The organism is Exiguobacterium sp. s39, from assembly GCF_018618925.1.
GTDB lineage: Bacteria > Bacillota > Bacilli > Exiguobacteriales > Exiguobacteriaceae > Exiguobacterium_A > Exiguobacterium_A abrahamii.
In genome coordinates, this window is sequence record NZ_JACSNA010000001.1 from 262,287 (window position 1) to 283,504 (window position 21,218).

The following is a 21,218-nucleotide window of genomic DNA, read 5'->3' on the forward strand; positions in this document are numbered from 1 at the left end:
GGGGGAACTGACCAATGAAGACTGAAACACTTACGATGCCACAACTCGGGGAAAGTGTTACTGAAGGAACGATTTCGATGTGGCTTGTCAAACCGGGCGATACTGTCAAAAAATATGATCCGATTGCAGAAGTCATTACCGATAAGGTAACGGCAGAAGTCCCATCTTCGTTTGATGGTGTGATTGAAAAACTGCTTGCAGAAGAAGGCGATACGTTGCAAGTCGGTGACGCGATCGTCACGATGCAAGTCAGCGGCGGATCAACGGAAGTCGCGGCGACCGAACAAGAAGTACCGGCTGTCGAAGAAACGACGTCGGCTGATACATCGATGAAAAAACGCTATTCACCAGCGGTCTTGAAATTATCAGGCGAACACGGCATTGATCTTGAACAAGTGACGGGTACAGGAGCGGGCGGCCGGATTACCCGGAAAGATCTCTTGAAATTGATTGAGTCTGGATCGATCCCGACACCACAAGCAACGGAACCAAAACCGGAAGCGCAAGCGGCTCCGGTAGCGCCTCCGGCAGAAGCACCACCCGCACCAAAACGTCCGGTCAGTGCACCACAACCGACGGAAACGGGCGACATCGAGATTCCGACTGCCGGTGTGCGTCAAGCGATCGCTTCGAACATGGTTCGCGCGAAACACGAAGCGCCACATGCTTGGTTGATGATCGAAGTCGATGTAACGAACTTGGTCGAAGCACGTAATCGTCATAAAGATGCGTTCTTCAAACAAGAAGGGGTCAAATTGACGTTCTTACCATTCTTCATGAAGGCGACAGTCGAAGGATTGAAGAAACATCCAATCATGAACTCGACATGGGCGGGAGATAAGATCATTCAAAAGAAAGCGATCAACCTATCACTTGCTGTCGCGACGCAGGACGCTCTGTTCGTACCAGTCGTCAAGAATGCGGATGAACTAAGCATCAAGGGGATCGCACGCGCGATTGATGACTTCGGGAAACGGGCACAAGCCGGCACGTTGTCGTCTGCAGAGATGCAAGGCGGGACGTTTACGGTCAACAATACGGGCTCATTCGGTTCAATCCAATCAGCACCGATCCTTAACTTCCCGCAGGCGGCGATTCTATCCGTTGAATCAATCGTCAAACGTCCAGTTTGGGTGAACGGCATGTTTGCAGCACGCGACATGGTCAACCTCTGTATGTCGATCGACCACCGGGTGCTCGACGGACTCGTTGCCGGACAGTTCCTACAAACTGTCAAACAAGCGCTCGAATCGATTGATCCGAACCAACTTTCCTTGTACTGAGTTTTTCCAGTTGACAGGGAAGAAGAAGCATCGTAATATAAGAATCAATTCAACACACGATAGCAAAGACGAAGAGAAGTAACTTGTGAAACGATTCAAGAGAGCTGATGGGTGGTGCGAATCAGTATCGGGCAACAAGCGAATGGCCTTCTGAGCTTCAGACCGAATCCCTTCAATGGGTAGTAGGCTCTGACGGGTTCCTCCCGTTATCGGGGTCGACGAATCAGGACAACGGTCCGGTTCGTTTCAAAGGGGACGGTGTCAGCATCGTCAACGAAGGTGGTACCGCGGGTCTTCCCGTCCTTCATGTTCTACATGAATGGGCGAGAAGACCCTTTTCGTATACAATCGAATCGAACAAATCGTAGAGTGAGTTAAGTAGCGAGACAACATCGGCGTTTCAGAGAGCGGAAGAATGGTGCGACTTCCGTACGGCGAGGTTTCGTGAATGGTCTCATGAGAGCGTGGCTGAACGAAGAAGTAGGTCGCGACGGATGCCCCCGTTATCGTAGGCTATGATGTCTCTTATTAGACGCATCAGACAGAGTGGGAACGGTCGAACCGTTCCAATCGAGAGGTGGCACCGCGAGATAATCGTCCTCCATGCAGCATACGCTGTGTGGGGGACTTTTTTATATTCCAGGAGGCGAACAGGGATGGTTCAGACAGACACACTTATCATCGAACAACTTGAACTAAACGGCGACGAGATGACGCCGATCATGATTTTTCAACAACTGAGCGGAACACAGAAATGTTTACTTGAAAGTTCTGCGCATACGGATCAAGGACGGTATTCGATCATCGGTGTCGATCCGGTGGAGATGATTCGGGCAGAGGGGCAAACCGTGACGCGGGAACAGTTGACGACAGGTCGATTGACGCAGGAAACGGGTGATCCAGTACGACTGATGCAACAGATGATCCTCCGGGTTGGCGTCGAAGAAGACCTTCCGTTTTTAGCGGGTGGGATCGGATATGTCGGTTACGACATGATGCGCGCCTATGAAACACTCGGAGCGGTTCCTGAGCGAACGCGCCAACTACCGGACGCGCTACTCGCTGTATACGACCAAATCATCCTGTTCGATCATCTCGAACATCGTGTTCATTTGATTCAGACGTCGCTCGGTGGCATCACCGATCGTGATGAATTACGTCAACGTTTAGCAGAACGGAAAGCGCAACTTGAGCAACCACGGGAGCGAACGGACATCGAGCGTCCACTCCGGGATGTCGTCTATGAACCGTTAATGGATCAAGAGACGTTTGAAGGACTCGTCGAACAAGCGAAGAGACACATCCGCCAAGGCGACGTCTTCCAACTGGTTCTCTCGCAACGACTTGATGCGACGTTCTCAGGTGATCCGTTCCAATTTTATCGGAAGCTTCGTAAGGATAATCCGAGTCCCTATCTCTTTTATATCGACTTAGGCGAAGCAATCGTACTCGGGGCCTCCCCGGAAAGTTTGGTCCAAGTCAAAGGGAATCGAGTGACGACGAATCCGATTGCCGGCACCCGGCGCCGGGGGAAGACGAAAGAGGAAGATGGACGGTTAGCAGAAGAGTTGCTGCACGACGAGAAGGAACGAGCCGAACATCGAATGCTTGTCGATCTTGGACGCAACGACTTAGGACGGATTTGCCAGATTGGTACCGTCGAGGTGACGCGCTTCATGCAAATCGAACGATTCAAGAACGTTATGCATCTCGTCTCGGTCGTTGAAGGTACGCTAGCAGACGGGAAGACTGGAGCAGACGCACTCGTCTCTTGTCTACCGGCAGGGACGGTCACGGGAGCTCCGAAAATCCGAGCGATGCAGTTGATCGACCAGTACGAGCAGGTGAAACGAGAAGTATATGCCGGGGCTGTCGGCTATTTCGATGTTCGAGGGAATATGGATTTTGCCCTCGCGATCCGGACGATGGTGATCAAGGATGGTGTCGCTTCTGTTCAAGCAGGAGCTGGCATCGTCTACGACTCGATTCCACGCCTCGAGTACCAGGAGACGTTACACAAAGCGAAATCACTACTGGAGGTTTGGAAATGATCGTCCTAATTGATAATTATGATTCTTTTACCTATAACCTATACCAATACGCATCCGTTTATACTGACGTTCACGTCATTCGAAACGATGCGGTCAGCATCGAAGAACTACGCGAGATGAAACCAGACGGCATCATCCTCTCACCCGGTCCCGGTCGCCCGGCTGACGCTGGCATCTGCATCGATCTCATTCGTCAATTATCGGGTCAAGTACCAATTCTCGGTGTCTGTCTCGGACATCAGGCAATCGGCGAAGCATTCGGAGGACGCGTCGTCGAAGCACCGATCATCATGCACGGAAAGACATCGATGATCCGACAATCGGGACAACTCTTCGACGACATGACGGAAACGTTAGAGGTCATGCGCTATCATTCGCTGATCGTCGCTCGCAACGACTTACCGACGGAGCTCGTCATCACAGCAGAAACGGATGACCGGACGATCATGGCACTCGAGCACCGGACGCATCCGACCTTCGGAATCCAGTTCCATCCTGAATCTGTCGGAACACCACAAGGACAGCAGATGATTAAACGATTCATTGAATTGACAAAGGAGTGACGAACGATGAAAGAGACGTTATTGAAATTAGCAGAAGCAAAACATTTACGATATGAAGAAATGCAACAGGCAGCACGCGAACTATTTGCGGAAGACGTTACCGATAGCGAAATTGCCGCTTTTCTCGTCGCATTGAAAGCAAAAGGGGAGACTGCAGAAGAATTAGCCGGTCTCGCTTCGATCATGCGCGAGGTCGCCCTCGACATTCCGGTCACCGGCGATTTCATGGATAACTGCGGCACTGGAGGCGACGGCTCACAATCGTTCAACATCAGTACGACAGCCGCCTTCGTTCTGGCAGGTGCCGGCATGAAAGTCGCGAAGCACGGGAATCGGAGTGTCTCGAGTAAAACGGGCAGCGCTGATGTGCTCGAAGCACTCGGGGTTTCGCTCGATGCGACACCGGAACGTTTAGCAGAACAGCTCGAGTCGAACGGAATCGCCTTCTTGTTTGCGCAACGGATGCACCCACGCGTCAAGCAAATCATGAAGGTCCGACGCGATCTGCGGATTCCAACGATCTTTAACTTGATCGGTCCATTGACGAACCCGGTTCCGCTCAAGACACAACTATTAGGAATTTACCGGGAGGATATGCTTGAGACGATGGCGTTGACATTGCACCGACTCGGACGGAAGCGGGCAATCGTCTTACACGGTGCGAATGGAATGGATGAAGCATCCCTTGCCGGAACGAACCAACTCGTCTTACTCGACGAAGGCGAGCTGATCCGCTTCAGTCTTCACCCGGAGGAAGTCGGACTGAAGACCGCACCGCTTGAAGCAATTCGCGGAGGTAGTGCACAAGAGAATGCGGCGATTTTACTCCGTGTTCTTGGTGGAGAGCATGGTGCTTATCGCGACACGGTTCTACTCAATGCGGGAATTGCTCTCTTTGCAGCAAATCGGGCGAAGACGATCGAAGAAGGAATCGCCTTAGCAGCAGATAGCATCGACTCAGGACGGGCGATGGAACGATTGAACCAATTACGACAAATGACACGGGAGGAAGCAATCGGATGAATATCTTAGATCGCATCATCGAAACGAAACGAGCAGAAGTCCTGCAATTAAAATTAAACGGGGTCGAACGGATCAGTCGGGAGGCATTGAAGCCGTCGATTAAGCAACGACTAGCGGGAGCGGATTTATCCGTCATCGCGGAAATCAAACGAGCGTCGCCATCAAAAGGGGCAATCGCACTCGACGTCGATGTCGTCGCTCAGGCAAAACAATATGAAGCGAGTGGGGCGACCGTCATCTCCGTCTTGACGGACGAGACGTACTTCAAAGGGTCGATGGACGATTTAGCGGCAGTCGCTGCAGCAGTCGACATCCCGGTGCTTTGTAAGGATTTCATGATTGATCGGATTCAAATCGACCGGGCAAAAGCACATGGGGCACGGTTGATTCTCTTAATCGTCGCCGCTCTCGAGCAGGAGACGCTTGCTGACTTGTATGCGTATGCTTACGCAGAAGGACTTGAGGTCTTGGTCGAAGTCCATGACGAAGAGGAGTTACGCCGAGCAGAGGCGATTGGTGCGCAAATCATTGGCATCAACAACCGGAACTTGAAAAAGTTCGAAGTTGATTTACAGACATCGGTCGGATTACTCGAACAAAAACAACCGGACGTCCGGTATATCAGTGAGAGTGGCATCAAGACGGTCGAGGAAGCACAGCGATTACACGCTGCCGGTGCAGACGGGATCCTCGTCGGCGAGACGTTGATGCGGGCAGACGATCCGCAAGTCTTCATCCGAGAAGTGAGTGGCGTTCGCGTATGACACGGATTAAGTTCTGTGGTCTCCGGGAAAGAGAACATGTCGAAGCGGCAGTTCGCTTAGCGGACTACATCGGCTTTATCTTTGCTAAAAGTAAACGACAGGTCACGCTGGAAGAGGCGGCTCGTCTCAGACGCGACATTCCAAAAACGGTCCAAGTCGTCGGTGTCTTCGTCTCCCCGACTTACCAGCAGGTGACCGACGCGGTCGAACAAGTCGCGCTAGATCTCGTCCAAATTCATGGTGTCATTCCGAACGGAGAGTTACCAGTTCCCGTCATTCAAGCGATTCCGGTGACGGACATCGGACAAGTAGAGCAACAGACGGATTATTTGCTCGTTGACGCACCGGTTGCTGGAAGTGGCGAGACATTCGACTGGTCACGAGACATTCAAGCCGATCGACCACTGTTCATTGCCGGTGGCTTGACAGCAGGAAACGTCGGAGAAGCAATCAAACGATATCACCCGTTCGCCGTCGATGTCTCAAGTGGCATCGAGACGGATGGACGGAAAGATCCCATCAAAATGCAGGCATTCGCAGATGCCGTAAAGGAGAGAGAAGTATGAGCTACGCACAACCGGATACACTAGGACAATACGGTAAATACGGAGGACGCTACATCCCGGAAACATTGATGCACGCAGTGATCGAACTCGAAGAAGCTTACGCAACCGTAAAAGAAGATCCAGCGTTTCAAGCGCGGATGGACGAATTATTGAAAGAATACGTCGGACGTGAAACACCACTTTATTTTGCCGAACATTTGACGCAAACGATCGGTGGCGCAAAGATCTACTTGAAACGAGAAGACTTGAACCATACCGGTGCCCATAAAATCAACAATACGATCGGTCAAGCGTTATTGGCTGAACGGATGGGGAAACGAAAAATCGTTGCTGAGACAGGGGCAGGACAACACGGTGTCGCGACAGCGACGGTCTGTGCCTTACTCGATCTCGAGTGTGTCATCTTCATGGGAGAAGAGGACGTGCGCCGTCAAGAATTGAACGTCTTCCGGATGGAGTTACTTGGAGCAACCGTCATCCCAGTCACACAAGGCAGTCGGACACTCAAAGATGCCGTCAATGAAGCACTCCGCTACTGGGTCAAACACGTCGAAGACACGCATTACTTGATGGGTTCTGTTCTCGGACCACACCCATTCCCGCAACTCGTCCGTGATTTCCAAGCGGTCATCGGAAAAGAGACACGACGCCAAATCATCGAAAAAGAGGGGCGTCTACCAGAGGCGATCGTCGCTTGTGTCGGCGGCGGTAGTAATGCGATCGGGATGTTCCACCCGTTCATCGATGATACAGATGTAAAATTGTATGGCATTGAAGCGGCGGGCAGCGGAATCGACACAGAGAAACACGCAGCGACGATGACAAAAGGAGAGGTCGGTGTCTTGCACGGCTCGATGATGTATCTCTTACAGGATGCGCATGGTCAAGTACAAGAAGCGCACTCGATCTCAGCTGGACTCGATTACCCGGGTGTCGGACCGGAGCATAGCTTGCTAAAAGATATCGGTCGCGTCCAATATGAAGCGGTGACCGATGAACAAGCACTCGAAGCACTCCAGTTGTTGAGCCGCAAGGAGGGAATCATCCCGGCACTTGAGTCGGCACACGCGATTGCCTACGCGACTCAACTCGCGGCAGAGATGGACAAGGAAGAGATTCTCGTCATCTGCTTATCAGGACGGGGCGATAAAGACGTCGTCACTGTCAGAAACGCACTAAAGGGGGAAGCGTGATGCGATTAGAAACAGCCATTCGTACCGTTACGAGCAAAGGGGAGAAAGCCTTCATTCCGTACGTCATGGGGGGAGATGGAGGAATCGATCAACTCCCGGAAATCCTGTCGTTTCTCGCTGAATCCGGAGCGACAGCGATTGAAGTCGGTGTTCCGTTTTCGGATCCTGTCGCTGACGGTCCGGTCATTCAAGAAGCGGGACTCCGGGCGCTAGAAGCGAACGTTGGACTGAAGGATGTCCTCGAGGCAGTTCGCGTTGCTCGTCAGACCGTCGATGTTCCTGTCGTCTTGATGACGTACTTAAATCCGATTTTCCGCTACGGATTAACGGCGTTTCTAGCGACATGTCGCAAAGTCGGGGTCGATGGACTGATCATTCCTGATTTGCCGCTTGAGCAGAGCGAACAGTTTTTCGAGCAAGAGGACAAATCGGACATCGCGCTCGTCCAACTCGTCTCCTTGACGAGTCCGATGGAGCGGATTCAAAAGATTGCCGATAAAAGTGAAGGATTCCTCTATGCGGTCACGGTCAACGGAACGACAGGTGGACAGACGACGTTTGATACGGCGCTTGAAGACCACTTAGCGAACGTCGCAGAAAATAGTCCAGTACCAGTCCTTGCCGGGTTCGGGATCAGTACACCGGAACACGTCAAACAATTGAGCCGCCCAGTCTCGGGGGTCATCGTCGGCAGTAAAATCGTCGATTTACTGCATCAGAACGATCGAGAAACAATTCAACAGTTGATGGCAGCACGTCTTGCGGCGACGCCGTCGCATTAATAAAAAGGACCTGACTCAAAAGTCAGTCTATACAAAGATAAGGGTGGCAGAATGATGATCTGCCACCCTTATCTCGTAACAAAAAGAATGACGCGTCACACACCACTCTTACAGGAACAGGCGCATTTATGCGCTGTTAGAGACGAACAAGACCAGCTTTCCTGCTTAAATGAAGCAGGGAAGCTGGCTTGTGTCTCGCCTGAGGAAAGGGCGTGAAAAGACGCGTCATTCTTTTTTTTGAGTCAGCTTCTTTTTCGTATAGATGTCACTGTTGAACGAGCGACTTCTGCAAGTTCGTATACAGTGGTTCGAATCCGAGTTCCTCATAAAACGTGGCGGCACGATCGTTGACCGCCCAGACGTTTAAGCGAACAGCATCGACCTTTCGCTCGAGCGCGAGTTCTTCTGCCGCCTGCATCAACTGGCGACCAATTCCGAATGAACGATGGGATGAGGTGACACCGACGTCAGTGATGTTCAAGATCCGGACTGGCGTGAATCGATTGGCTGCTGGCGCCGTCCATTTGCCAAACAAGTAACCGGTGATGTCGTCTCCGTTGAGTGCCGTCAGACAGAGGTGTTGTTCTGAATCAAGCGTTTGTCTTAAGGACTCGAGCGTGTATGGCGTCAAAACATCCGGATGAAAATGAGACGATAACCGCTTATGATGCTCGAACGTCTCTGCCGTCAAGGAAAATAGGGCAGGAAGGTCTGAAATACGGCTCGTGCGGATCATCAAGCAATCACTCCAATCATCGATTTTGTTTGAGTACTTCGGCGACGAGTCCCGATACATACGGACTGCCACGATCTTCTTTTTCGACCGATTCGATCATGATGGCAACGAGAAGATCTTTTTTGTCGTTGTCGTAACCGACGAAGAAGCCATTTTCTTTTCCATCGGTTTCGCCTGCTTTTTTCAATTCTGCCGTACCGGTCTTACCGGCAACATCGACTTCCTTGATGTCAGCTGGGAGCGTGTAACCGTTATGGACGACGTCATAAAGATCATCGCGGATCATCTTCGCGTCTTTTGCATCCAGCAGATCCTTTTTGAAGACTTGCTTCGTTTTTTCCTCTTGTAAAAGGGTCGGGCGATAGATTGTTCCATCTGTCAGGAAAATTTCATACATCGACGCTAGATGGAGAATGTTCGTCAGCATCTGTCCTTGTCCGTAGGACGTATCCATCAGCTGTCCATCTGAAGCGATCGTCCCGTCGTTTGAGATTTGAGAAGCGCGTAACGGATACGCAAACGGTAGTTTCTCTCCGTATCCGAGTGCTTCAAGTCCAGACGTGAACGCCTTCGTTCCGACCTGTTCGAGTGTTGAGCGGGCGAAATAGATGTTGTCTGAATAAACGAGCGCATTGTGCAGATTAACGGGTGCTGGCGTCTCGTGAATCCGCGTGACGTTAAAACCATCGATCTTATTTTTCAGTCCATTGATTGTATAGGCTTTTTCCGGGTCGAGTGTTCCACTCTTTAAACCAACCGCGGCCGTTAGGGGTTTTTGGGTCGAACCGGGTGCGAAAGCACTCGTGAATCGGTTCAACAATGGTTGATCCGGATCCTGCGTCAATTCATCGAGTCGCGCTTGCGAGATCCCTGACATGAATTCAGAAGGATCAAAGCCAGGGGAGCTGAGTAAGACACGTGTCTCACCAGTCCGCGGATCGATTGCCGATGCCGTTCCTGGATCCTCCTGCATCGTGTCGTACGTCTTTTTCTGGAGCGTAGCATCAATCGTCAACGGAATATCCTCACCATCCGTCGGTTTCGTTTCAGCAACGGTAACGCTTGATCCGTCTTTCTTTTGTAGAATGATCGAGGCACCGGCTTTACCGCGTAACCGATCATCAAGGACTTGTTCAAGACCCCGTTTCCCGACTTGTTCGCCAGCTTGGATTTTATTTTTCGATTCTTTAATCTCGTCTGCTGTTGCCGAACCGATATATCCAATTAAATGAGAGGCTGCTTTACCAAGTGGATACGTTCGGACTTCTGTCTCTTTGACGCTGATTCCAGGAATGTCACGCAATTTTTCAACCGTTGCTTCGTCGGTCAGTGTTTTGAGCGGAACGAATTGTCCATCCTTGACCCAACTTGCTTTTAAGGAATCTTCGACCGATGAGGTCGGGCGGTCGAGCAACTCGGCAACTTGGTCGACATCTTTAAGTTGTCCTGCAGTGGCGCCGACAGCATACCCTTTACCGGAGGTCGCGAGCGGTTTATCGTTCGCGTCGAGTAAATCACCACGTTTGCCTTCTACGGTTTCTAACTGAACCTTGTCTTCTTTCTTAAAGTCTTTTAGAACAAACGAAGAGTCCCAGTCAATGAACCAGTTTTCTGTTTCTCCTTGTTTCTCGAATGTTAACGGGACTTGTTTATCATAAGCGACAGATCCTGCAACCGTATCGAAGGAGATTCGTACGGGAAGGGACGCTTTTTCGTCATCCGTTGCTTCCTTTGCTTTCTTCCGTTCGACGGATAACTTTTTGATATCAAGCGATTTCGACAACTGTTTTGTCCGGTCGATGAATTCTTTTTTTCCGTATTCCTTTTTAGTAGCCGTACTCGCGTACGTATACATCTTATCGTAATCTTGTTTTTCCCAAAGTTTGATGTAGGCATCAAGACGTTCTTCGGGTGTCGGCTGATCTTGACATCCGGCAAGTAACGTCACACCAAACGTCGCTGATAAAAGAAAGGGGATCGTTCGTTTCATGTGTTTCGCCTCCGTTGTGGATTAGACTCATAATCATACCGTACCACTCCTGTCAGGAGATTTCATCTGAAACACAAAACCGGACTTCTCATGGGGAGAAGTCCGGTGAATCAAGCTTAGTTGAAGTAATTGAGTGGATTGACACTGTTTGCAGCAGACGTTCCGCTGTAGACGTAAGGACCGCGATGCATTTCGAAGTGGAGGTGCGCACCGAATGCGTTACCTGTCGCACCAATCGTACCGATTTTCGATCCTTTAGCAATCGTTTGTCCGACTGAGACAGAGCGACTGTTTAAGTGTGCATACACCGTCGTATATTGAATGCCATTGACGGTATGCGTCATCATGACGTGATTTCCGTATGCGCCGTAATAACGGGATGTGATGACTTTACCAGCAGCCGATGCATAGACAGGTGTGCCTGTTGGAGCACCGATATCGATGCCGTTATGGAACGTATAACCGTAAACGCCACTTGCAGCACCATATCCTTGCGTGATTGGACCGCTTGCTGGACGCGAGAAGCCAGTCGTTGCTTTTGACGAAGTCGTTGTGCTGTATTTTTTTACGTATGTAGAAGAAACGTAGCGTGATGCGCCACCGTATGAAATTTTTGTCCATGAACCGGAAACACCGAGATAATTGAATGTCTGTCCTGTATTGACGCTACCGACGATTTTATAAGCTGTTGATGGACCTGTACGGACACGAAGCCCGTCTGCTGTGACCTTTACCTTATATGTCGTTGCAGCTTCAACTTTCGAAGCACTCGTTGTTGCAAAACCTGAAACTACCAAAGCTGTCATTGTCATTGTTGTAAGTAAACGTTTCATTGAGTGTTTTTCCTCCTTAAAAATCTGAAGCGACAGAACGGATCATTACAAAATTGTAAGAATTTATGTATATTTATTTATTTTAAAGAATGATTTTTCGCCTGAGATGATTATAGCATCGTCAATAACACGAAAATATTTCAAATATGTTTCAAAATTACGCTTTGTTAACATATATTGTAATGGATTAATAAGTAAAAAAGAACTGACGAAGAGTCAGTTCTTTTTTCGATGAACCTATACTGTTATTCAGCAGAAGAGGGTGAAAACACGGTTAAATGTTGCGGGAGCACTTCGACAGTCACAGGAACATGACCTGCTGTATCCCCATCGGCATTAATCGGCAATTCTTCTTTCGAGCGAATTTCGACACGTGTCGTCGTGAAGTGTTCGATTTGATCGGCTTTTGATAATCCCCCCGTGATGAGTTTGGGTAATGCTTGGAGCGCATCAAAGAATCCAAGCTTCGTAATGATGAACCCATGCAACAGTCCATCATCGACTTTTGCGTCTTCTGCAAAGGATTCGAACCCTCCGACGGAATTCGTCAAGGCGATAATCAACAAGTGTGCTTCTCCATCAAATTGTTTCTCAGCAGAATCAATTTCAATCGGATAGGGGCTATGATCCTTGAAGGCTTTTAGACCTTCAATGAAATAAGCGACCGATCCGAGTGACGTTTTTTGTTCGACACTGACCTCCTCGACGGCTTCTGCAATCAGACCAACAGCGATGACGTTCATGAAGTAATGGTCATCATATTTACCGATATCGAGCGGTCGGGCAGGGGCGTCAGCTAGAATCTGAATCGCCTCTTCGGGATCCGTCGGAATGTGTAATGCGCGCGATAAGTCATTGACCGTTCCGAGTGGCACGATCCCGAGTGTTGGGCGATGCGGTTGTTCGGCAATTCCGGTGATGACTTCATTGACCGTTCCGTCACCTCCCATGGCGATGACAGCATCGTAATTAGACTGGGCAGCATGACGCGCAAATTCCGTCGCATCGTGTTCTTTTTCCGTGAACCGAACGTCGACGGTTTCAAAGCGAGTAGCAAGCGTCTCTTCAGCGAGCGTCGCGTGTTTTTTTCCGAGTTCTTTACCAGAAGACGGGTTGATGATCAACATGGCTTGAGACAAGATGAATTCCTCCTTCGGGACAATCTGTTGACTTTTTCCCTGTCCGATGAAAACATAATCCAAATTCTTTTTTACAAATAAAAACACCGAGTAGGCGCATGGCTTCCTCGGTGTTGAAGTTTGAACTCAGAGTTAAATTATTGTGATGGCGGCACTTCACCAGCAGCAGGACGAGCTTCTTCTTCAACGTCCCAACACTCCGTATTTTCAATCCCGAGTGCTTTTGCTGAGAAGACAGGATCGAGTCCCTGTTTCCGTTGTTCCTGATAATCTTTGATGACTTTGAGAGCGATGCCGCTCAAGAGGAGGATCGCTGTCATATTGATTAATGTCATGCCTGCCATGAAGAGATCGGCAAAACTCCATACCATACCGAGGCTGAGAACAGATCCGATGAAGACGAAGCCCATTGTCGCAATCCGGAAACCGAAGACGGCTGCTGGACTTTGTTTGATGAACTCGATGTTCGTCTCACCGTAGTAGTAACTACCAACGATCGAACTAAAAGCAAACAAGAAGACGCTGAGTGCGATGAATGGTGGGGCAATTGCACCAAATTCTTCGGAGAGCGCGTTTTGCAACATGCCGATTCCTTCGCCATTTCCAGCAGCATAACTATCACTGAGGAGAATAATCGTTGCTGTCGCTGTACAGACGATCAACGTATCAAGGAATACACCAAGTGTTTGTAAGAAACCTTGTTTTGCTGGGTGAGAGACTTCAGCCGCCGCCGCAGCGTTCGGAGCAGACCCCATTCCCGCTTCGTTTGAGAACAATCCGCGTTTGACACCGAGTGAGATTGCAGCACCGACCGAGCCACCGAATGCTTGCTCGATTCCGAAGGCACTTTTGAAAATCATTGCGAACACACCAGGAAGTTCCGTCAGGTTCGTAACGACGACATAAAGAGCAGCAATCAAGTAGAGACCTGCCATGATAGGAACGATGATTGCAGAGAACTTCGCGACACGGTGGACACCACCAAAGATGACGAGTCCCGTCAAGACGACGAGTGCTGCGCCGACGACAGCTGTGTTGATACCGAACGCATTGTCAAAGGCAGCGGCAATCGTGTTTGATTGAACGGAGTTGAAGATAAGGCCGAACGTCACAGCAATCAAGATTGCAAAGACGATTCCGAGAGCTCGGTTCTTCAAGCCTTTTTCGATGTAGTAGGCAGGACCACCACGGTATGCGTTCGATTTCGTATCGCGTACTTTATAGACTTGAGCCAGTGTACTTTCGATGAGAGCCGTCGCGCCCCCTAAGAGAGCGACCATCCACATCCAGAAGACGGCACCTGGTCCGCCGAGTGTGACGGCAATCGTGACACCGGCAAGGTTACCCGTACCGATCCGTGTCGCCGCACCGATGAAGAATGACTGGAGAGAAGTGATGCTTTCTCCTTTATCGTCTGTTGTTTGTTCACTTTTATCGAGCGTGACGCGGAACATCTCTTTTAAGTAAGTGAATTGGATGAAGCCAGTTCGGATCGTGAAGTAGATCCCGCCGCCGATCAATACAGCGATTAATACATACGACCATAAAATATTGTTGGCGTAATCGACACTTCCTTGAATGACTTGCTGAATGGCGTTCATGATGGTGTATTCCTCCCAAAGAATAATAAAAGCTATACGCTAAATTATACGAATTTTCAGACAATAAGCAACAACAAAATAAAATAAAATTTTAAAACTTAATAAAGTTAGCTAAATGTTAGGAGTTAAAAACATTGTAGGTGAACGAAAAAACTGCCACTCTCGGTATCGAGAGTGACAGGCAAGTAAAGCTAAATCATCCATACTGTAGCAATTGTTCGTATAGGTCATCGAGTTGCTGTTGGATGCTTTTAGAAACGGTATCGGTCGGTTTTTCACGTTTTGCTAATTTCTGTTCAAGCCGCTCGATCTGCACTTCTAACTCATGTTGTGACAAGCGTTTTGGTTTTTGAGGGGTTACGTGGAGTGAGGAAGACGTAGCGAACTCAGTACGCTTCTGTTGAGCATACGCATACGTACCATGATAACGCGTCAGACCATTTTCGAGCCACAGGATCTGCGGAAAAAGCCGATTTAAGAAATAGCGGTCGTGTGAGACGGCAATCAATGTACCAGAAAAATTCTCGAGTGCTTCTTCGAGTGTCTCTCTTGATTCAATATCGAGATGGTTCGTCGGCTCGTCGAGAATTAATACATTGACCGACGAATGAACGAGGACGGCGAGTTGCAATCGCACACGTTCGCCTCCGCTCAGTGACAAAATGGACCGAAAGACAGTTGGTCCAAAGAACAGGAACCGGGCTAGGATATGGCGGGCTTCCGCTTCTGGAACGGCAATCCGGTCTCTAAACCAGTCGATTAACCGCGCGTCCTCCTCGAAATGGGCATGCTGGGACAGGTAACCGATCCGATTCGATGGTCCACGCGTGAGTGTGCCTGCCTCTGGTGATAATTCGTCAAGCAGCAGTGAGAGCAACGTCGATTTCCCACTCCCATTCGTTCCGACGATCGCGATCCGATCCTGTGCCATGATCTCGAACGAGACGTCATCAAAAATGTGGCGAATTCCGTAAGCAAACGAGAGTTCTTCAGCGCGAAAGACGACTTGGCTCGTGTGATCAGTGGAAGAGAAGGAGACATCAGCGGTTTTGGCTTCGAGTTGTGGTCGTTTAATCCGTTCGATCCGCTCGAGTGCTCGTTCCATTGATTTTGCTTTACGGAATAATTTCTCACTCGGTGGAGACGCTTCGTTTGCCCATTGCCGGAGTCGACGAATCGCTTCCTTCATTTTCTTTATTTTTTTCTGTTGCTCTTGGTAGGCGTGGAACTGTTCCATCAAGCGACGTTCTCGTTCGACGACGAACGCGCTGTAATTCCCTATATAGGTTGTCAGTTCACCGTCCTCGAGTTCAACGATCGAGGTGACGACGGCGTCTAAGAAGACCCGGTCGTGAGAGACGAGCAGGATGGTTCCTGTGTAGTCCCGTAAGAACTGCTCTAGCCATTCCACGGCAGCTAAATCAAGATGGTTCGTCGGTTCGTCAAGAATGAGCAGATTTGGCTCCATGAGTAACATGCGACCGAGACAAATCTTCGTCTGTTCACCACCGCTCAACTGGTGGAAAGGACGAGTGAGTAACGGACGAAGGTGTAACCCGTTCACCATGCGCTCGATTTTCGAGTCGAGTAGATAGCCATCCTTTTGTTCGAACGCATTCGTCGCTTCCGCATATCGTGCGAGTAACGCATCCAGATTCTCTGGTGCTGTCGCCATCATTTGCTCCAACTGTTGCATCCGAGAACGGATCGCGAGGATGTCTTCAAACGCTGTCCAAAGGACGTCGAGTCCGGTCATCGTCTCACTATATACAGGAAGTTGTTCCAAATAGCCGATCGTCAAACCGCTCTTTTGATAGATGACACCACCGTCCGGTTGCTCAAGGCGAGCGAGCAAGCGGAGTAATGTCGTCTTGCCACTCCCGTTTCGTCCAATTAGACCGACACGGTCGTGTTCGTTTAAGAAGAGGGAAACATCCGTTAAGATCGTTTCGCCTCCGAATTGTTTGGTTAGGTGTTGAATGTCGCAAATCATCATAATCAATTGATCCTTTCGCGCGCATCAAAAAAAGGAGAGCGCAAATAGCACTCTCCATCACGTGTGAAAGATGCGCTTTGCTGTATTTTTCAATCATGAAGTTCTAAAAAAGGGCAGACGGGTGCCTTAGAACGCCATTCCATGAAAAATCGCGCGCAACAGATACAATTGTTCCATCAACCAGTGTTTGCACGCGGCAAAGTCCATCTTTTCACACCACCTTTCGTTTCAGATATCTCTAGTTTACTATTTTTTTGTCAGTTACGGAAGTCTGAATTATTTGAACACGCCAGCGATTGAACTGAAGAAGTCACTGAGTCCATCGAATAATTTAGCGAAGAAACCTTTCGTTTCTTCTGATGTTGCGAACGCGTGGATGTCTTGCCCCGCATTTTTCAAACCACTCTCGATTTGTCCCCAGTTGATGTTCGCTTGCTCCATTTGATTGAATAGATTCGTCAACCGGTCCATTTGTGCGTCAGACAACTGGATATTGTTGTTTTGAATGACTTGGACGATCAGGTTTTCGATCTCGACTTTGGTTTCCGGTTTTTGATTGGCGATCTCAGCCTTGATCTCATTCATTAAGTCAGCGACTTTATCCGTGCCGACCGTTTTTCCGACGTCTGATGTGACCGATAATTCTTGCTGTGCTAAATCCTTGCGTTCGTCACTTAACTTAATTCCAGTCTCAGCGGAAGTTTGATCGTACGCTTTCATGATTCCTGTCAGTGCCGATGTCCCGGTCACCTTGTAGGGAGAAGTGATCGTGATATCGGCATCTTTGACACCCGCTGTGACGAGAGCGTTGAGATACATATCCTTTGTCACCCATGTGATGTTCTCCGTCGAGACGGAAAGTCCATCACCTTTTTCCGTCAGTTCGATCTTAGCCGACGAATACATGTTGCCACCTTTTTGCGACTGTGGAATGTTTTTCCCGAGATATTTTTCTTCGTCAGCAGAAGTGGCGATGATCGGTGTGATGCCTTCCGGTGCATTGAGACGGGAAAGCACCCATGCTTTATCCTTTGCGCCGAGCGACTCCCCGAGTGTGACGATCGTCTTATCGACGACTTGTTCGGCAGATGCGGCTGTCGGGAGTAATAGAGCAGAAGCGATAACGGCTGACGCCATGATTTTTGTTGGTGTATGCATAATGAAATCCTCCAATTGTAAGTAACAGAATGAATTATAGTATCAGGTACTAAAGTTAGTGTACGAGAACGAAAGAAGTTCGGAATCGGTCTGTAGATGGAGACGGCATCCGTCTTCTGACACTCCATAGTATAGCGAAAAGAGGACAACTTGACTTCCATTTTCAGCATGCTATAGTGGATGGGAATCGAATAATGACCACTAGGGGAGTCGGTAGACCGACTGAGACGAACGAAGACGTTCGGACCCTTTGAACCTGATTAAGTTCGTACTTACGGAGGGAAGTGGCGTCAAGTCTTGTTCTTCTTGCGCCATGCCCGTGTGTTTCGGGGTGGTGTTTTTTCGTTTCATACTAAACGAGGAGGATGAGATCATGACATTCACACAAGAAATCAAACAAGCGGCACAAGCGTATTGGGATAGTAGTTTTACGCACCCATTTGTACAAGGAATCGGGGAGGGGACGTTACCGCTCTCGAAATTTCGGCATTACGTCATGCAGGATGCCTATTACTTAAAACACTTTGCGAAGATTCAAGCGAAGGCAGCGTCAAAAGCAGACGACTTCGCGACGATCGCGACACTTGCCGAGCATGCTACTTCGACTTACGAGGCAGAGTTGAGCTTACATCAATCATTTTTTGAGCCGCTCGGTATTACGGAAGCAGATCTTGAAGCATTTGAACCGGCACCGACAGCATATGCGTATGTCTCCCACATGCATCATGCGAGTGAAGGAACGCTCGGTGAGACGATTGCTGCCATCTTGCCATGTTACTGGTTGTATTATGAAGTCGGACAGCAATTACTGACGTGTACTCCGGAAGAAAAAATCTATCAGCAATGGATCGACACGTACAGCTCGGAATGGTTTGAAAAGGTCGTCTTTGAACAGATTGCACGGCTTGATGCGCTGGCGGAACAAGCGAGCCCGATGGAACGCGAGCGGATGAAACGTCATTTCGTGACAAGTTGTTACTATGAGTTACTCTTCTGGCACATGGGGTGGACGGAAGAGACGTTCACGTCGGTCTACGAAAAGATTCCAGCACGCCCGGTATCTTCTTAAACCAGTAGATGGTAGAATTAGGAATACCATCTGGTGAAAGTAGGGATTGGAATGGAAATCGTAGTCATCGCACTCGTGATCCTCGCGGCATATGCTATGCAACGAATGCTTGGTAAAGTCAAAGTAAGATTTGTAGGACTTATCATCCCAACGTTGATTGTGTTATCCGGTATATCCGCATCGACTCGAAACTTCAAGGTAGCGTATAGCATGGGAAGCTATATTTCTGCTGTTCTTGTCATCGTCGTCTATGCACTGCTGACTTATTGGTTATACCGCGTCTACCATCGTGCGAAAGAAGAAACTGAATATCCGTATCAATCATTAAAAGACCGAGGCATCCTTTAAGGAGCTTCGGTCTTTTGGTGTATCACGTCATCATTTTTTCCAGTTTTTAAAGCCGTCACCGAATTCGAGATGCAGTTGATCGGTAAAGACACCGTTCTGAAAGACCGGCACATCAACCGGTAAAGTGCCTTGCGGTTTGAACGTTCCGAAGATCGCTCGGATACCTGCAGGCAGGTTCGGTCCCGCTGATTTTAGATTGCCTGCTTCGGAGTCTGGACCGTTTGGATCGCCTTTGAAGCCATAGACGAGGACGTGTGCCGGTGCGTCCGGTTGAACGGCGACATCGTATGGGTTACGGAGACTGAGCAGGACGGATGGTGTATCCGTTTGTTTCGCATAGCGGAAGATCGAAGCCGGAATCGCTTGTTCTGGTGCAGTAGGTAGTAGTTTAGCACTCGTGTTGACGTTGGAACCGACGATGATGTAATCTGCTGCATCGAGTTGCGCCCGTAATGTCGGGTTTTGGTCGAGCGGTAGCGTAGTAGCCGAGTAATTCGCTGTCATCACGTGCCAGTTCCGATTCTTCGGTAGGGAAGCGATCGTTTTTTTCATGCTGTCCGTTTGATCCGCCGCAGGAGCGATCACAAGAACATTTGCGTTCTTTTTCGGTTTGAATGGTAAGGTCCGCTGATAATTTTTCACGAGTGTGACCGCGGCTTCCGTCATCGCACGTTCTTTTGCTTTATGCTCGGGACTACCGACGATTTGGTTCGATTGCGCGATTTTTTCAGCTAGGGATGTCGTGTCAGTCGTACCGTTCCAAATTCCGCGTTCTGCTTTCAGTGTCAGAATCCGCTCAACCGATTGATCGATCCGTTCCTCTGAGAGGCGACCATCTTTGACTGCTGCGATCACATCCTTGAAAATCTGATCGAGCTTTGTGACATCTTGCTCGGAACGAAGGATCGTCGGCATGAGCGCGATGTCGACTCCAGCGTCAAACGTCTTTAAGACGGCTTCTGATTCCGTGAAGTTGTCGGCGATCGCCTGCATGTTCAACGCGTCTGTGATGACGATGCCATCGTAGCCAAGTTTTTCGCGCAGTACGCCCGTGATGACATCATCCGATAACGTCGCAGGTAAAGGGAAGGTACCATTTGTCGACGTGACGACTTCAGGTTCGATTTGCGGCATCCCGATGTGTCCTGTCATGATCATATCGATGTCTTCAGCAATAGCTCGCTTGAACGGTACGAGCTCGACTTGTTCTAGCTCCTGCAGGGATCGGTCAACGACCGGTAATCCATAGTGGGAATCGGTCGCCGTATCGCCGTGACCCGGGAAGTGTTTGGCGGTCGCCGCGACACCTTCAGACTGAATTCCCTTCATCAAAGCGGAACCGAGTGTGCCGACGAGCTCCGGATCACTCGAGAACGAGCGGACACCGATGACGGGATTTCCAGGGTTGCTGTTGACATCAAGATCCGGACCGAAGTTGACATTGATGCCGAGTGCACGCAGTTCCGAACCGATGATGTGACCGGCATCATTCGCATATGCACTACTACGGGTCGCACCTAACGCCATATTGCCGGGTAAGTTCGTTCCTGTTCCGAGCCGAGTGACGATGCCGCCTTCTTGGTCGATCGTGACGAACAGCGGAATATCGTTGCTGTCGTCTTGTTTGACGACTTCTTGCAGATCATGAACGAGTTTCGTCGTCTGTTCGGTTTCGCTGACGTTCTCAGCAAACAAGATGACGCCGCCTAAATCATAGCGATCGATGATGTTCGCGACTTCTGGGGCAAGCGACGTATGATTGCTGCCATTCCACTGTCGGAAGTCCGGCATGATCATCTGCCCGATTTTTTGTTCGAGTGTCATCGTGTCGATTTTGTGACTGATCCGATCGGCTGAAGATCCTGCCTCTGCCATGACGGGTAAACTACTTGAGACGAGTACTGCTGCGAGTCCGGCTGTTAACGTGAACTGTCCGATTTTTTTCATGATGTACGTCCTCCTTTAGTCAAACCGTGACTGGAATTCTTTTCAATACGGACAGTATAGCAAGGTGTTTGTTTTAAAACAATATTTTATTTGTAAACGATTTCAAATTGAAATAAATTTCAAACGTGTTTTTAGACAGACTGACTTGAATGAAAAAAAGTGACTCCCCCTGAAGA

Annotated in this window: 18 protein-coding genes, 1 riboswitch and 2 other annotated features; of the genes, 10 read left to right on the forward strand and 8 right to left on the reverse strand. The window is 49.4% G+C overall.

Annotated elements, in window-relative coordinates; translation table 11 throughout:
• The first annotated feature begins 14 nt into the window (after positions 1-14).
• The 8 genes from KNQ11_RS01360 (at position 15) to trpA (ending at position 8,225) form a co-directional block, all read left to right on the forward strand.
• Positions 15-1,283: a dihydrolipoamide acetyltransferase family protein gene (locus KNQ11_RS01360; RefSeq protein ID WP_075642029.1), complete on the forward strand. Its 1,269-nt coding sequence runs from the start codon at positions 15-17 to the stop codon at positions 1,281-1,283.
• Positions 1,284-1,339: 56 nt separating this feature from the next.
• Positions 1,340-1,591: a binding site (T-box leader), on the forward strand.
• A gap of 48 nt (positions 1,592-1,639) precedes the next feature.
• Positions 1,640-1,888: a binding site (T-box leader), on the forward strand.
• 51 nt (positions 1,889-1,939) lie between these two features.
• On the forward strand, positions 1,940-3,334 hold the full coding sequence (trpE, locus tag KNQ11_RS01365; RefSeq protein ID WP_214769098.1) for an anthranilate synthase component I: 1,395 nt from the start codon (positions 1,940-1,942) through the stop codon (positions 3,332-3,334).
• Complete coding sequence (locus tag KNQ11_RS01370) at positions 3,331-3,897, forward strand: anthranilate synthase component II (protein WP_214724482.1); 567 nt, start codon at positions 3,331-3,333, stop codon at positions 3,895-3,897. The genes trpE and KNQ11_RS01370 overlap by 4 nt, the downstream gene beginning before the upstream one ends.
• Positions 3,898-3,903: 6 nt before the next feature.
• Entirely contained in the window at positions 3,904-4,920 is a 1,017-nt protein-coding gene (trpD, locus tag KNQ11_RS01375) for an anthranilate phosphoribosyltransferase (protein ID WP_035398277.1), read from the forward strand.
• Positions 4,917-5,684, forward strand: a complete 768-nt coding sequence (gene trpC / locus KNQ11_RS01380; RefSeq protein WP_058713633.1) for an indole-3-glycerol phosphate synthase TrpC — start codon at positions 4,917-4,919, stop codon at positions 5,682-5,684. The genes trpD and trpC overlap by 4 nt, the downstream gene beginning before the upstream one ends.
• Complete coding sequence (locus tag KNQ11_RS01385) at positions 5,681-6,250, forward strand: phosphoribosylanthranilate isomerase (RefSeq protein WP_214769100.1); 570 nt, start codon at positions 5,681-5,683, stop codon at positions 6,248-6,250. Before trpC ends, KNQ11_RS01385 begins: the two co-directional genes overlap by 4 nt.
• Positions 6,247-7,443 carry a tryptophan synthase subunit beta gene (gene trpB / locus KNQ11_RS01390; RefSeq protein WP_023467602.1) on the forward strand — a complete coding sequence of 399 codons (1,197 nt, stop codon included), beginning with the start codon at positions 6,247-6,249 and terminating at the stop codon, positions 7,441-7,443. Before KNQ11_RS01385 ends, trpB begins: the two co-directional genes overlap by 4 nt.
• On the forward strand, positions 7,443-8,225 hold the full coding sequence (trpA, locus tag KNQ11_RS01395) for a tryptophan synthase subunit alpha (RefSeq protein WP_214769102.1): 783 nt from the start codon (positions 7,443-7,445) through the stop codon (positions 8,223-8,225). Before trpB ends, trpA begins: the two co-directional genes overlap by 1 nt.
• Positions 8,226-8,490: 265 nt before the next feature.
• Here trpA and KNQ11_RS01400 read toward each other — a convergent pair whose 3' ends face one another.
• The 7 genes from KNQ11_RS01400 to KNQ11_RS01430 all read right to left on the reverse strand — a co-directional run bounded on the left by KNQ11_RS01400 (position 8,491) and on the right by KNQ11_RS01430 (position 17,678).
• Positions 8,491-8,961: a GNAT family N-acetyltransferase gene (locus KNQ11_RS01400; RefSeq protein ID WP_214769105.1), complete on the reverse strand. Its 471-nt coding sequence runs from the start codon at positions 8,959-8,961 to the stop codon at positions 8,491-8,493.
• Between the two features lie 16 nt (positions 8,962-8,977).
• Positions 8,978-10,951, reverse strand: coding sequence for a penicillin-binding transpeptidase domain-containing protein (locus tag KNQ11_RS01405; RefSeq protein WP_214769108.1), 1,974 nt, complete (start codon positions 10,949-10,951; stop codon positions 8,978-8,980).
• A 116-nt stretch (positions 10,952-11,067) separates the two neighbouring features.
• Entirely contained in the window at positions 11,068-11,784 is a 717-nt protein-coding gene (locus KNQ11_RS01410) for a M23 family metallopeptidase (protein ID WP_023467606.1), read from the reverse strand.
• A 245-nt stretch (positions 11,785-12,029) separates the two neighbouring features.
• On the reverse strand, positions 12,030-12,923 hold the full coding sequence (locus tag KNQ11_RS01415) for a diacylglycerol/lipid kinase family protein (protein WP_023467607.1): 894 nt from the start codon (positions 12,921-12,923) through the stop codon (positions 12,030-12,032).
• A gap of 137 nt (positions 12,924-13,060) precedes the next feature.
• Complete coding sequence (locus KNQ11_RS01420; protein ID WP_064300273.1) at positions 13,061-14,524, reverse strand: alanine/glycine:cation symporter family protein; 1,464 nt, start codon at positions 14,522-14,524, stop codon at positions 13,061-13,063.
• 196 nt (positions 14,525-14,720) lie between these two features.
• Positions 14,721-16,520 (reverse strand): ribosomal protection-like ABC-F family protein, encoded by a 1,800-nt coding sequence (gene abc-f / locus KNQ11_RS01425; protein WP_214769111.1) that lies wholly within the window; start codon positions 16,518-16,520, stop codon positions 14,721-14,723.
• Positions 16,521-16,796: 276 nt separating this feature from the next.
• The gene (locus KNQ11_RS01430) at positions 16,797-17,678 is read right to left on the reverse strand and encodes a DUF1002 domain-containing protein (protein ID WP_023467610.1); all 882 of its coding nucleotides are present in this window, start codon (positions 17,676-17,678) and stop codon (positions 16,797-16,799) included.
• A gap of 193 nt (positions 17,679-17,871) precedes the next feature.
• A riboswitch (TPP riboswitch) is annotated at positions 17,872-17,978 on the forward strand.
• 73 nt (positions 17,979-18,051) lie between these two features.
• On the opposite strand from KNQ11_RS01430, the gene tenA reads away from it, so the two are divergent.
• Positions 18,052-18,747 (forward strand): thiaminase II, encoded by a 696-nt coding sequence (tenA, locus tag KNQ11_RS01435; protein ID WP_214769114.1) that lies wholly within the window; start codon positions 18,052-18,054, stop codon positions 18,745-18,747.
• Positions 18,748-18,798: 51 nt separating this feature from the next.
• Positions 18,799-19,095, forward strand: coding sequence for a hypothetical protein (locus KNQ11_RS01440; RefSeq protein WP_149426985.1), 297 nt, complete (start codon positions 18,799-18,801; stop codon positions 19,093-19,095).
• A 30-nt stretch (positions 19,096-19,125) separates the two neighbouring features.
• On the opposite strand, the gene KNQ11_RS01445 is transcribed toward KNQ11_RS01440, so the two are convergent.
• On the reverse strand, positions 19,126-21,042 hold the full coding sequence (locus KNQ11_RS01445) for a glycoside hydrolase family 3 protein (protein WP_214769117.1): 1,917 nt from the start codon (positions 21,040-21,042) through the stop codon (positions 19,126-19,128).
• Positions 21,043-21,218: the final 176 nt, after the last annotated feature.